The organism is Nitrosopumilus sp. b2 (assembly GCF_014078535.1).
GTDB classification, from domain to species: Archaea; Thermoproteota; Nitrososphaeria; order Nitrososphaerales; family Nitrosopumilaceae; genus Nitrosopumilus; species Nitrosopumilus piranensis.
Genome location: NZ_MU078705.1, coordinates 296,681 through 310,595, shown reverse-complemented (window position 1 = coordinate 310,595; position 13,915 = coordinate 296,681). Strand labels below are relative to the sequence as shown.

Genomic DNA, 13,915 nt, shown 5'->3' with positions numbered 1-13,915 from the left:
TTACCCTAGAAATAATAATTCATTGAGAAGTGGAAAGTTGGCAATATATGCTAGTTGATTTGTGTATACTAGAACTCCTAAAATCACAATAAATCCACCTAAAACAATATTGTAATATTTTAGATGCTTACTCATTGAGCAAATAATTTTGTTTGCTCTTGAATAAAACACACCAATCAAAATAAATGGAATTCCTAATCCAAATGAGTATACTAGTAGTAGATTAAATGCAACTGATGGCGTTGTTGCTGCAAGTGTAAGTATTGTTCCTAGTATTGGTCCTACACATGGTGTCCATCCTGCTGCAAATGCTAAACCAAAAACAAATGACATTGGATAACTTGCTTTTGCTCTTTTTGGAAAGAATTTTTTTTCCATGTTTAGTTTGTTTATTTTCATTGAAAGAAGCAAGAATATGCCAAATGCTACTATGATTGCTCCTCCTATCTGATTGAGTCCTTCTACTAGTTCGCCTGATGATGATGACAGTGTACTGTTAATTATAACTCCTAATGTGGAAAACACTACAGAGAAACCTAACACGAAAAATACTGAATTTAAAATGATGTTTGATCTGTTAATTGATACTGTTTTTATTCCATCTTTTTGATTCAATTCTGAAAGAGTAGTTCCTGAGATATATGCAAGAAATGCAGGAATCATTGGTAATATGCACGGAGCTACAAATGAGCTTAATCCTGCTAATGCTGCAACTGCTAGTGTTATTTCTGTCACACACTAGATTTACAATTTTTCCATTAAAGCATTCTTCCAGATTTTTATCATATGTCGATACAATCCGTTTTTAACTGGGTTATACCAAATTTTGGCATGAACAAGCGATTCATAGTAGTTGGAGTTGTTTTAGGACTAATCGTTGTGGCTGCTGTTCTAATTGGGTCTCCAATGTTTGGTGGCTTTGACGCTATGAGATAATTAGCAAAATTTCAAGTATGCCTTTTTGAATATTTCAAGCGATTTTTCAATATCCTTGTCTTTTAGCCATGCAGTTACCGATATTCTAAGCCTTGCCTGGTTTTTTGGAACTGTTGGGTATCGAATTGGCTGAGCAAATACCCCATTTTCAAATAAGAATTTCCCAAAGTCCATTGCGGATTTCTCATTTCCGATAATAATTGGTATGATTTGAGATTTTGAGTTTATTTTAAAACCAATCTCTTTGAGTCCTTTTGTTAATTTTTTTGTGTTTTTTTCTAGTTTCAGTTTTTGTTTTTCTCTATTTGAATTGAATCTTTTTAATGAATATTCTACTAAAAATGAAGGAAGTGCTGATGTATAGATAAATGATTTTGATCTGTTTATGCACAAGTCAATTACATTGTTTTTTGCTGCAACGTATCCTCCAAATGATCCTAGTCCTTTGCTTAGACTACTAATATACATGTCAATCTTTTTTCCAACATTAAAATAATTTGGTGTTCCCTTTCCGTCTTTTCCTATTACAAAGTCTCCATGTGCATCATCTACTATTGTAATTGCATCTGTTTTTTGAGATATCTCTGTGATTTGTTTTAGTTTTGACATGTCTCCATCCATACTAAATATTCCCTCAGTGATTACAAACTTGTTTTTTCCTTTTTGTTTTAATTTTGTTTGCAAATCTTTTATGTCATTATGCTTGTAAACTAGAACTCTTGCATCTGATAACTTACATGATTCAATAATGCTTGTATGGTTTAACTCATCACTTAGAATCAAGTCTCCTTTTCTTGCAATTGCTGAAATTGAACCCAGGTTTGCCATGTATCCTGTAGGATAAATCAAACTGTTTTGCTGTGATTTGTGTTTTGCAAGAATTTTTTCTAATTTTTTGTATGACTCGTCATTGCCTGATACAAGTCTAGAACTTGATTGGAGTTGACTCACTTGAATCCTTGTTGTAGGAATTCCTAGATAGTCATTTGAGCATAAATTGATTAATTTTTTTCCATTAATTGTGATGTGGGAGCCTTGAGCTTTCCCATATCGTAATTCTCGATAGAGATTGTTTTGCTTTATTGCTTGCAACTCTGCATCGACAAAGTCAAGTTTATGCCTGGAGGCCAATTTTTTCAATCATTTTACGGTCTTTTTTGGCCTCATTACCTCCCATGGTAAGATACCCTGCTGTAATGATTCCATTTGCTCCGCTTTGTAGTAACTCTTCACCTGAATCCTCTAGTTGAGTTTCTCTGCCTCCAGAAATTTTGATAACTGATTCAGGCAATAGAAATCTGATCACTGAAAACATTCTTACAATTTCAGAGTTTGGTAAATCTGTTTGAAGTTCAAGTGGTGTTCCTGGAACTGGAACAAGTATGTTAATTGTAACTTCTTCAGGATACAGTCTTGCAAGTTCTAATGTTAGTTCTAATCTCTGTGCTCTTGTTTCACCCATTCCTATGATTCCACCCGTACATAACTCTAAACCTGCATCCCTCGCGATGCCTAATGTCTTTAGCCGGTCATCATATGTATGAGTTGTACAAATCTCTGGAAATTTTGATTTTGCTGTCTCTAAATTATGATTGTATCTTTTTACTTTAAGTTCTTTTAATTTTGCAGCTTGCTTTTTTGTAAGAAACCCTAAACTACATTCAACACTAATTCCAACTTTGTCATTTATCTCAGTAATTATTTTACAAACTTTTTCAAAATCTGTTTTTGATGGTTCACGCCACGCTGCTACAAGACAATATGATTCTGCGCCCTCATCTTTTGCTTTTTGAGCTTTAGATACTACTTCTTCAGGTGAGGGCAATTGGTATGTCTCAATTCCGGTGTCAAAGAATGCAGATTGTCCACAAAATGTACAATCTTCACTACATGCATTTTTTTTAATATTGTTTAATTGCTCAACATCTACTTTTTCTCCATTAAAATCTCGAGTAATCTCATTTGCACATCTTGCCAAATCTTTGAGGTTTTCCTCTGGGATGTTTAGTAATTTTTCAGCATCCTCTGCTGTGATATGATTTCCTGAGAATACTTTTTCCTGGCACTCTTTTATGAAATTCACAACACTCATGATCTTTTGTTTATGTTTTCCATTTATAACAATGAAGGTAGTCAAAAATTTCCCTTTATTGCTATGAACTTAGAAAAGCGTTAACCTCCATGCTATAGGGGGTTAACACAGGTTTTAAAAAAGTTATTTTCAATAATTTTATCCAATATGCCCAACTATATTTTGGGAAAAAATGGATGTAGATTGGCTTGCACGCCAAATACTGTTTAGCGAGAATTGGCCACGCATGAATTCTAGTTATTCAACAAAAATTCTAATTTTGATTTTGTATTTTTTTCATACAAATGGATTTTACCCATTATGATATGATGATTTATTCAATAATTCTCTTCTTTTCTAAATTCATTTAGATAATCACTAAATCCCATCATGAAATTATTTTTAGTTGTAAGAGTCAAATCAAATTACAAGGGCTAGAGGTGACTTGTCAAGATATCTCATGTCCTTCATTATTTTACACGTAAAAATTACATTAAAGATATTCATTTGTAAAGAATAACTAATGAATTTCAAGACTAAATTCTGAAAATATTTTATTTTGAAAAATCAGTACATCTCTTACAAGATCATTACTTTCAGCCTTGTATCTTTTGCAGAATTCATCACACATTACATGTTTACTAACAAAATTACTGCAGAGCATACACCCATCAAAGCATACATGTATTTTCTATACTTAGGATCACGTGTTCGCATAGCAGAATGTAAGTTAAAAAAGCATTTAAAAATTAATAGAATCTCAATAAAGTTATTCTACACCTCTTTCTTGGCTGTAATGTCAACAATTTTATCTATTTTCACAATGAAGAATTGTACATTACCAGTTAGTCTGTGGGCAATACAATAATTACAGAAACAACCTAATCTACTTTAGAGTCATCAACTAGTAAATTTAATAAATTACTTTATGATCATTATAGGCACTTTGGATTTGTGCATTACATGATTTGATACGCTTCCAAGAAATACTTCTTTAAGACCACCTCGTCCTCTAGAACCCATTACTATCAGATCAACTTTGTTTCTACTTTGATTTGCAAAATTAGAGATTAATTCTCCAGGATTCCCCTCCAATATTTTTTCTTGTAAGGTCACACCTTTTTTCTCTGCATTTTTCTTAGCTTTTGCAAGATTCTTTTTTGATTCAATAAACATTGTCTCTTTTGCAATTCTAATCTCACGATATGATAGTGGTGAAAAAGGAACTATGGACAATCCAACTATTTTTGCATCACATTGTTTTGCAAGAGTTACTGCTTCAGCAAACGCTCGCTCTGAGTACTTTGAGCCATCTAACGGAACAAGTATTTTTTTGTATAATCTATTTGCCATTATCTTAATTCCTCAGTTGTAAGTTGTGAATTTTTGCCTAAGATCATGTTTCTAACCTTTACCATCTTTCTTGCCAGCATAAACCCTGCACCAGACATACAACTACCAATAATGACATGAAGTATGCTAGATTCTTGCTGTGGTGCAACTAACATCACATATGCAAATCCACCAATCATTAGCATAATGCCAAAAGCTGCAAAGATCGCCATCATTACTGGGATTCTTGAAGGAACAGAGGGCAACAATGCAGTTTTTGATGATGACTCTATACTATCAAGGTCTTTACAAACATCACAACATCTATGTCGTTGTTTGTTTTGCCAGGTGGTAGTTAAAAAGAAAAATTCTTGGTGACAAGAATCACAGGTTCTTTTTGGAAGAGTAATCTTTCCATGTTCATCAAAGTCATGCCCAATCTTTTTCATGCAATCTTTACAAAAGTATCCGGGAATTCTCCATTGCTTTTGAAAGTTGTATTTCTTCCAACCCAATGTAACATTACATCCAGAACATGAAGTCAATTCTTGTCGCCTCTTGAAGTTTCTGCAACTGACTTTTGTCCGCTAAATACTTGTGCGATTCCTTTTCTTGCCTCAATGATGGGCAGAAATATGATGAAGAATGAAGCAATACTTACCCAAATTACGGAGATTCCTACCCAAATACTATAAGCCATTATATCAAATACTACGCCGGCAGCAATCAAGGGCATTGGCCATGCAATGATTAAGACCAGAGTCATGATACCGCCACCAGTAAGACTAAACTTGAAGGCTTTCTTCAAAGTCTCTTCGTTTTCAGTGATTTCTGCAGACTCTGCTTCAGATAATTCGACAAGAGTGATTTTCTTTTTGAGATCAGCCCAATCAAACTCAGTTTTAGCTGCAAGACTTCCAAAGATGGTAATTGCTCCACCAGTTAAGATTCCAGCAATGTTTCCAAATAACATAGAGTAATTATGACCAAGACTTGCCAGATTGATTTCCCCACCAAATTCTGGCAATGATGCTGCAACAGATACCCAGGTAGTTACTGCAACCATCAAACCGATAATAGCTCCAAGCGTGGCAGCTACTCGGTTTGTTCTTCTCCAAAGTATTGTTAATGCAATTGGAATTACTGCTGCACCAATTATGATGCCCATTGCCAGATAGACAAAGCCAAGACTTAATCCCATGTGTAAGAGTATGACTGCTAAACCCCCCATACCAAGCCCAAATCCAACAATCGTTATTCTAGATACTTTGACTAGTTGTTTACCTGAGGCATTTGGATTCTTGTACGTTCGGTAAATATCATAAGTTATCAAAGAAGAGACTGCAATTAGTTCTGCAGAACCGGCAGAAGTTACTGCCATAAATAACATAGTTAATACCATGATAGCACCGACTTCCCCCATTAGCGCTGTAGCTGCTGCTGGAACTACCAATCCTAATTGAACTTGTGCAGGGGTCAAGTCAACATCAAGTGCCACTGCAGTCAGCCCCATAGTAGTTGCAAGTGTAAATGGAATTGCAAACCAACATGCACCACCAAGTAAGAAGCCCTTAACAGTGGATGATGGTTTTGCTGCAATTGCTCGCTGCCAATATGCTTGGTCAACAAAGACAGTTCCAAAGTTTCCTACAATGTTAATGATACCAAACATCAGACCGCCAATTGATGCCATTGTCAAGAATGCACCTGCTGCATTTCCTTCAATTGGTCTTAGATCTGCAGCTGCAACTAATTTTTCATACATTCCTTCAACACCACCAGTGATGTCAGTATTGAAATATACTGCTGCAACAAAGGTTAGAATTACAACAAATATGATTATTGTATGCATATAATCTGCAACAAAAGTTGCTTTTAGCCCTCCAACTAGAGTGTAGATCATCACACCTACTGGAATCAAGAAGGCAGCAAGAGAAATATCCATTCCAGTAAGACCATTGACTACGGCTGAACCGCCTAGCAATAACATGGCTGTTACAATCATGTTAGTCATTAATGCAAATACCAAGAAGACTTTATGAGAACCATCACCGAATCTTGCACGAATGATTTCTAGGAATGTATGTGCGTTTGGGGCTTTACGTTTCAATTCAATAGCTAAAATTCCGAACAGCAACACTTGGATTGATGCTCCTGCTGCATACCAAAATGGACCACTTATTCCATACTGATATGCTACAGTTGAGGATTGAAGTAAAGTTGCAGCCCATGTCCAAGCAGAAACAATAGCAGCCGCAGTTAGACCCGTTTTGATTGTTCGTCCAGCAGTATTAAACATCTCAGAGGTCTGGTTAACTCCAAGGTATCTTTCTTCAATTTTTACTTCAATGGAAATTATTACAGCAAAAACTGCACCTAAACCAACAACAATAGCCCAACCAATCCATTCAGGCAATGCTTCACCAATTGCAAATCCTTCTGAAATGGCACCTGCTGCAAAAACGGTTTGTGGAGATCCGACAAGGAACACTACAATAGCAAAAAATGTAGTTAATACAAAGGGTAAAGATTTTGCTGTGTACACAAAAATGAATATTCTGAGATTTACTTATTGATTGAACAAACTAGGACCTTTATGTACTCAATTTTTAAGACAAAATAAAACCCTACAATCAAAAATAATTCTAGTCGACGTCGGCTTAAATGAAAATTTACATGAAGAAAATAAAAATTGAAAAGTATTAAAACAAGTTGTAAAGTCGTGCCATAGAAATTTTTTCAACTGGATCAATTGTTGCAAGTTTACCATCAACTTTTACTTCATAAGTTTCAGAATTGATTTCAATTTTGGGGGTTTGATCATTATACAACATATCTTTTTTTCTAATATTACGACAATTTTTTACAGGAACCAATTTCTTTTGGGATTTAATTTCAGATTCAATTCCTTTGTCTAGTGCAAGTTGTGATGTAAAAGTTATAGAAGTAGAATGTTTTGTTTGGCCATATGCTCCAAACATAGGACGATACAATATGGGTTCAGTTGTAGGGATTGAGGCATTAGGATCACCCATTAGAGAATAGGTGATAAAGCCGCCCTTGATGATCATTTTAGGTTTGATGCCAAAGAATTGAGGAGACCAAATAACGATATCAGCTAGTCTTCCAGGCTGAATAGAGCCTACATAATCGGAGATTCCATGAGTTAGGGCAGGATTGATTGTGATTTTTGCAAGATATCGCTTTACTCTGAAATTATCATTTCCAGAATTATCCTCAGGTAATGGTCCGGTCATCTTTTTCATTTTATCGGCAGTCTGCCAGTTTCTAGTTGTCACTTCACCGACTCTACCCATTGCTTGACTATCTGATGACATCATACTTAGCACTCCAAGATCATGTAAAACATCTTCCGCTGCAATTGTTTCACCTCTAATTCTAGATTCTGCAAATGATACATCTTCAGGAACTGCAGAATTAAGATGATGACAGACCATCATCATATCAAGATGTTCAGCAAGTGTGTTTACGGTAAATGGTCTTGTTGGATTGGTAGAAGAAGGAAGAATATTTTGTTCACTTGCAACTTTCATAATGTCCGGAGCATGACCCCCTCCAGCACCTTCTGTGTGATAAGTATGGATTGTTCTTCCTGCAATTGCTTCTATAGTGTCATCAACAAATCCACATTCATTTAGAGTATCGGTATGTATTGCAACTTGAGTGTCAGTTTTATCTGCAACGTTTAGAGCAGAATCAATAGCAGCAGGTGTTGATCCCCAATCTTCGTGTAATTTTAATCCGCATGCTCCTGCTTCAATTTGTTCAAGTAATGCCGTCTCAAGGGAATCATTTCCCTTTGCCAAGAATCCAAAGTTAAGTGGAAAATCATCAACTGATTCAATCATTCTATGGATATTCCATTTTCCCGGAGTACATGTAGTGGCGTTTGTGCCATCTGCAGGACCAGTTCCCCCACCAATCATTGTAGTTGTTCCATTACAGATTGCATGGATTACTTGTTGAGGAGAAATAAAATGAATATGAGAATCAATTGTTCCAGGGGTACAAATTGTATGCTCACCAGCAATAATCTCAGTGTTTGAAGAAATTATCATGTCAACATCATCCATAATGTTTGGATTTCCTGCATTTCCTACACATACAACTTTTCCATCTTTTACTCCAATGTCTGCTTTGATGATTCCCAAAATAGGATCCATAACTATTGCATTAGTAATTACCAGATCGAGTGATTCTGCACGAAGCACTCCACTTGCTTGACCAAGTCCATCTCGTATACTTTTTCCTCCACCAAAAACAGCCTCATCACCATACTTGATCAAGTCTTTTTCAATTTCAATAATTAAATCGGTATCAGCAAGTCTAACTTTATCACCTGTAGTTGGACCAAACAAATCAACATAGTTTTTTCTTGGAATGGTTAGTGTCATTTTGCCACTCCCTTGAATCCTTTTTCTGCTGCTTTTTTGATAGCATCTTCTTGTTTTTCTTCTAAGCTTCCACTTACTAAACCGCTAAATCCATAAACAATTTTCTTTCCTCCAAATTCTGTTAATTCAATTTCTTTTGTTTCACCTGGTTCAAATCTTACAGAAGTTCCTGCAGGAATATTAAGATGATAACCATAGGATTGCTTTCTTGGAAAATCAAGTGCTTTATTTGTTTCAAAAAAGTGAGTATGCGAACCGACTTGGATTGGTCTATCTCCCGTATTTCTAACACTAACAAAAACTGTTTCCTTACCCACATTGGCAATTATTGGTTCATCTGAAGGGAAATATTCGCCAGGAATCATTTACATCACACAATCGGGTCATGGATAGTTACTAGTTTAGTTCCATCTTCAAAAGTTGCTTCTACTTGGATGGAATGGATTAGATCAGCAACGCCAGGAAGAACATCATCTTTTGTTAGAACTTTTTTGCCAGAACTCATTAGTTCTGGAACAGATCTTCCATCTCTTGCACCTTCTAAGATATGATCAGCTAAAATAGAAACTGCTTCAGGATGATTTAGTTTAAGTCCTCTAGTCTGTCTTCTGCGAGCAAGTTCCGATGTAACAAAAACATTGAGTTTCTCTAATTCTCTAGGAGTAAGCATCATTGAATGAGATTATGTTTTAATGTATTTAATAATTAAAAAATGTAAAAACAATCTAAGAAAGTATAACTTTATCAAAATACAAAGTTTGTTGTGTTAGAGATCAATGTACCGATCGGAAATATTTTTCTAGATGAAGGATTTGATAATCTTAAAGATGGTAATTTTGAGAGATTAAAGATTTCCAGAATAGAATTAGACAAAAAAATTCTCAGGAGAAAGACTGATCGTGGAACTGATATTGGTTTGAATTTAAATTCTGGAATTAAACTACGTAATGGAGATGTTCTGGTTAATGGAAAAAATCCAATTGTTATAGAGCAGTTATCTGAAAAAGTCATTAGAGTGAGACTAAAAACTAGCAACAACAAAAAGGTGATGATACTTTTGGGCCACATCATTGGAAATAGGCATAGACCAATCTCTATTCAGGGAGAAGAGATAATCTTTCCAATACAGGCTGATTCTGAAAAAGAAGTCTTTGAGAAACTATTTCATAGTATTATTAACTATATTGAGTTGACCGTAGAAGAACGGGTATTTTCTCCGCATTCAGGGGCAGATGTACATGAACATTGATGAGATTGAACAAGAACTAGGAGTGATGCAGTTATCAGATTCTTTTTTTCCTACAGGAATATTTGCTACTTCAAATGGATTGGAATATCTTTTCTCTCAAAATAAGATTCATGGGATGACAGATCTAGCTGAGATGGTTAAAATCAATATTATTCAGCAGATAGGACCAACTGATTGCATTGCACTTGCAGACATATTTGAGAATTCAAATGAAGGTAATTTTGATAGAATTATTCAAGCAGATAATACATTATTTGCAACAAAATCAATTAAAGAAATTAGGGATGCATCAGTAAGATCAGGGATTCAATTAGTAAAGTGTGTGGCAGAATTTGTTAAAGATGACAAAATGCTAAAGCAGTATCAAGATAGTATTTTAGAGAAAAAAGCAAATGGAATTTTTCCTGTTGCCTTTGCTATATGTTGTAATGCCATGAAGATAAAAAAAGAGAAAAGCATGATGATGATGCTTTACGGTTTTAGTGTTGCAGTAGTGGGAGCGGCATTACGATTAGGACTAATTCAACACTTTGAAGGACAAAAAATCATTCATAAAATTAAACCTGTAATTGCTCAGACAATTAAAGAAAATTCAAATAAATCCCTTTCAGAAATGTGGCAGTTTGCACCTCAAATGGATGTCATTCAGATGTCCCATGAGAAAATGGATTCTAAAATGTTTATTACATAAAAATTAGATTTTTTTATCATGACACATATTCCTAGAATTGGAATAGGAGGGCCTGTAGGCTCTGGAAAGAGTATGCTTATTGAGAGACTAGTTCCAATGCTTGCACAAAAAGGATACAGTGTAAGTATCATCTCAAATGATGTCATATCAAAAGAAGATGCCGATAGGATGCGAAATAACCTTGCAACTAAGAGGGGGTTACTCCCTGAGAATTTAGTGATTGGTCTTGCAACAGGTGGATGTCCTCATACTGCGGTCCGAGAAGACCCTTCAATGAATCTTTCAGTAATTGAAGAGATGGAGGCAAAGCATCCTGATTTGGATCTCATAATAATTGAAAGTGGTGGAGACAACATTACAACTACATTTAGTCCAATCCTGGCTGATTATTTCATTTACATTATTGACGTTGCAGGAGGAGACAAGTATCCAAGAAAGGGAGGACTCGGAATTGAGAGTTGTGATCTTTTGATAATTAACAAGATCGATCTTGCACCATTAGTTGGGGCAGATCTAGAAATAATGAAAAGAGATGCACTAAAAATTAGAAAAGAAAAGCCATTTGAATTTGTAAACTGCAAAACGGATAAAGGAATAATGAAAGTTACAGAACATATTATTCATGATGTATTATTTGATGCACAACCAAAATCAATAATTGCCCAAAAGGTGTAATTCTTGAATAAACTAGAATACTATACTCCTGATGACACTCCAAAAGAGATTCAGGCATATGATGCCAGTGTAAAACAGTTAGGGGTGGGCAAATCCGGAAAGGTAGGAATTTTAGATGTAGAACTCCAAGTAAATGAAAGCGGAAAGACTGTTGTTACAAAGCAATTTTCACAAGTTCCTCTACAAATTCAAAAAGCACTATACACTGAAAGTTTCCTTCCCCAAATGGCATTTCTTTATGTAATTTCATCATCAGGGGGAATTCTACAAGGTGATCGATATAGAACAGACATCCTACTAAAAAATAAGGCAATTTCTCATATTACAACGCAAGGGGCCACTAGAATCTATAGCATGAACGCAAATTCTGCATCACAGATTCTAAACATTACAGTTGAGGAGAATTGTTATCTTGAATATATTCCGGATCAGATAATCCCTTACAAAAACTCTAGATATTATCAAAAGGTGAATCTCAATGTTCATGACAATTCTACTTTGATTTATTCAGAAATCTTAACTCCGGGAAGAGTTGCAATGGATGAGTCATTTGAGTATGATATTTGTTATCTTAGAACACATTGCAAAAATCAAGACAATAAGATTAGATTTTTAGAAAATACGAAGATTGAACCAAAAAAACAACGAGTAAGAGATTTTGGAATATTAGGTGAATATGAAATTGTTGGAACAGTTTACATCCTTACAAAAAAAGAAGAAATCATTGCACTAGAAAATCTTATTGAAAAAGAACTAAAAAAATTTGAGAAAATAACAATTGGAACATCTATCTTGTCTGACGAATCAGGAGTCATTATCAGAATTTTAGGAAACAAAACAGATATGATTTTTGAAGGAATTTTTAAAATTGTAGAGATCGTAAGGAAAAAAACTCTTGATGCGCCATTTAGTAAAATTAGGAAAAGTTAGAAGTTATTGAGAATTCCAACCGACACATCCAATCCTAGGAATAGTGAAGAGATGAAATTTCTAATTGAACAAATCAGATCTTAAACAAGTCTAAACATCACTTTGAAAAACAATTGAAAATTATTAGAAATTTTAAAAAATATTAGATTATTTTTTTGATTTTCTCTCCTTTGCAATCCACTCAGGAATAATTACTGCGCGAATAAATTCTTGAGTTGTAATTCCTCGTTTTGAGGCAAGTTTTTTTATTTTTTGATAAACTGAATTATCTATTGTCATTAAAAATGGAGTTGTTTTTTTTGAGGTATTTACCACAGAGATACTTGTAAAACAATTTTAAAATATTTTTCAATATAAAAAAATAGTAATAGATATTGATATGTTGTTTTAGATATATAGTCGACGTCGACTAGACATGTTTTGTGTTATTTAACCAGCAAAATCTGTTTCAAACATAACTAACAAATTTTTCTAATTACCTTCAATGACATATAACAAAATCAAAATCAGCATGTTCATAGCTATACTATCAGTATCTTTGACATCTATTGAATTTACACAATCATTTGCTCAAGAAACTCTTAGTCAAGAAGATATACGTCAAAAGGCAATTAAAGAGCAAACAAGTTTATTCTCAAGTAATGCCCAACTAGGAGAAAAAATTCCTGTTGAGGGGTTTGATAGAATTATTTCAGAAAGAGATCCAGGTATAGGACATGAAAATCATCAACTAGCAGTAATCATTCCCATTAGCGAAAAAGAGTATACAGGGACTTTATACTATTCTGCATCTGAACCTGTACAATTAGTCTCACTTAGAGGTCCACTAGAACCAGGAGAAGATAAAGGTAAATTCATTTGGACAACAGATGGAGAAACACATTATGAAATAACTCTAGTAAACGAGTACACTACAACTGGCCAGTGGAGTTTTGTCGGTAATGCTTTGGCACTACACACTTTCAAAAACAGTCCATTTGTTGTAGATTACAAAGTAGACTATGAGGAGGTCAAATCTACAAGAATGATGCCACGAAACAGTCTAAATGATATCAATATCATAACCGAATTTAGCTTTGATTCAGAAACTATACAAATCAATAGTTTTGATGTGTATCAACATGTATCTGGATTTAACAGAGAAACACCAGTTGTAAATCTACAAGGAATGGTAGGAATTGACAAAAGTATTCTATATAGAGCTGCAGATGAAGAGTTTAATCGAGGAACAGGTCCATTTGGTGCAGAACATAAATTCTCAGAATTTGGAATGTCCATATACCTAGAACAAGGAGATCTTCCAATTAGAAAGATGACATACAGAGAGTGTGACATTACAAACTATACAATAGATACTCTAAATGACAAAGACTATAGTTATAATAAAGCATCAGTCTTTGTACTGGTCGATAATTTTGAGATAACATGTACGGGAATGCAACCATATCACTATGAATATCAAAAATACATTGACGAATACGGAGTGGAGGCAGTCATGAAGATGCACAATATGAAGATGAGTCCAAAAACATACAAAGATTATGGTATAGATTAATGAGTTAGTCTAGGTCAAAAAATTTTTCTTTTTAATAAATTTTTTTATGCAATAAAAGAGT

The 13,915-nt window shown here is 34.5% G+C and carries 14 protein-coding genes and 1 pseudogene; 5 read left to right on the top strand and 10 right to left on the bottom strand.

Annotated features, from left to right (window positions below; all coding sequences use genetic code 11):
- The 9 genes and pseudogenes from C6989_RS09700 to C6989_RS09660 form a co-directional block, all read right to left on the bottom strand.
- Positions 1 to 735 carry a cytochrome c biogenesis CcdA family protein gene (locus C6989_RS09700; RefSeq protein WP_148703425.1) on the bottom strand — a complete coding sequence of 245 codons (735 nt, stop codon included), beginning with the start codon at positions 733 to 735 and terminating at the stop codon, positions 1 to 3.
- Between the two features lie 201 nt (positions 736 to 936).
- Positions 937 to 2,076, bottom strand: a complete 1,140-nt coding sequence (locus C6989_RS09695; protein WP_148703424.1) for an aminotransferase class I/II-fold pyridoxal phosphate-dependent enzyme — start codon at positions 2,074 to 2,076, stop codon at positions 937 to 939.
- Positions 2,051 to 3,028: a biotin synthase BioB gene (gene bioB / locus C6989_RS09690; protein WP_182127005.1), complete on the bottom strand. Its 978-nt coding sequence runs from the start codon at positions 3,026 to 3,028 to the stop codon at positions 2,051 to 2,053. The genes C6989_RS09695 and bioB overlap by 26 nt, the downstream gene beginning before the upstream one ends.
- 900 nt (positions 3,029 to 3,928) lie before the next feature.
- Entirely contained in the window at positions 3,929 to 4,360 is a 432-nt protein-coding gene (locus C6989_RS09685) for a universal stress protein (protein WP_148703422.1), read from the bottom strand.
- Positions 4,360 to 4,884 (bottom strand): hypothetical protein, encoded by a 525-nt coding sequence (locus tag C6989_RS09680; RefSeq protein WP_237087633.1) that lies wholly within the window; start codon positions 4,882 to 4,884, stop codon positions 4,360 to 4,362. The genes C6989_RS09685 and C6989_RS09680 overlap by 1 nt, the downstream gene beginning before the upstream one ends.
- Positions 4,881 to 6,884 carry a sodium:solute symporter family protein gene (locus C6989_RS09675; protein WP_237087632.1) on the bottom strand — a complete coding sequence of 668 codons (2,004 nt, stop codon included), beginning with the start codon at positions 6,882 to 6,884 and terminating at the stop codon, positions 4,881 to 4,883. The genes C6989_RS09680 and C6989_RS09675 overlap by 4 nt, the downstream gene beginning before the upstream one ends.
- A gap of 157 nt (positions 6,885 to 7,041) precedes the next feature.
- Positions 7,042 to 8,754, bottom strand: coding sequence for an urease subunit alpha (gene ureC, locus C6989_RS09670; protein ID WP_182127004.1), 1,713 nt, complete (start codon positions 8,752 to 8,754; stop codon positions 7,042 to 7,044).
- 59 nt (positions 8,755 to 8,813) lie between these two features.
- Positions 8,814 to 9,119: pseudogene (locus tag C6989_RS09665) on the bottom strand (urease subunit beta); the annotation flags it as partial.
- Between the two features lie 5 nt (positions 9,120 to 9,124).
- Positions 9,125 to 9,427 carry an urease subunit gamma gene (locus tag C6989_RS09660; RefSeq protein WP_148703419.1) on the bottom strand — a complete coding sequence of 101 codons (303 nt, stop codon included), beginning with the start codon at positions 9,425 to 9,427 and terminating at the stop codon, positions 9,125 to 9,127.
- Positions 9,428 to 9,517: 90 nt separating this feature from the next.
- Between C6989_RS09660 and C6989_RS09655 the strand changes: the two genes are divergently transcribed.
- Genes C6989_RS09655 through C6989_RS09640 form a run of 4 tightly spaced genes read left to right on the top strand, consistent with a single transcriptional unit; the run spans position 9,518 to position 12,299 of the window.
- Entirely contained in the window at positions 9,518 to 10,003 is a 486-nt protein-coding gene (locus C6989_RS09655) for an urease accessory protein UreE (protein WP_182127003.1), read from the top strand.
- Positions 9,993 to 10,694, top strand: a complete 702-nt coding sequence (locus tag C6989_RS09650) for an urease accessory protein UreF (protein ID WP_148703417.1) — start codon at positions 9,993 to 9,995, stop codon at positions 10,692 to 10,694. Before C6989_RS09655 ends, C6989_RS09650 begins: the two co-directional genes overlap by 11 nt.
- Before the next feature lie 18 nt (positions 10,695 to 10,712).
- Entirely contained in the window at positions 10,713 to 11,369 is a 657-nt protein-coding gene (ureG, locus tag C6989_RS09645; protein WP_182127002.1) for an urease accessory protein UreG, read from the top strand.
- Positions 11,370 to 11,372: 3 nt separating this feature from the next.
- Positions 11,373 to 12,299 (top strand): urease accessory protein UreD, encoded by a 927-nt coding sequence (locus tag C6989_RS09640; protein WP_148703415.1) that lies wholly within the window; start codon positions 11,373 to 11,375, stop codon positions 12,297 to 12,299.
- Between the two features lie 147 nt (positions 12,300 to 12,446).
- Here the strand turns inward: C6989_RS09640 and C6989_RS09635 are convergent, their stop codons facing one another.
- Positions 12,447 to 12,614, bottom strand: coding sequence for a hypothetical protein (locus tag C6989_RS09635; protein ID WP_182127001.1), 168 nt, complete (start codon positions 12,612 to 12,614; stop codon positions 12,447 to 12,449).
- Between the two features lie 169 nt (positions 12,615 to 12,783).
- On the opposite strand from C6989_RS09635, the gene C6989_RS09630 reads away from it, so the two are divergent.
- Positions 12,784 to 13,854 carry a hypothetical protein gene (locus C6989_RS09630; protein ID WP_182127000.1) on the top strand — a complete coding sequence of 357 codons (1,071 nt, stop codon included), beginning with the start codon at positions 12,784 to 12,786 and terminating at the stop codon, positions 13,852 to 13,854.
- Positions 13,855 to 13,915 lie beyond the last annotated feature (61 nt).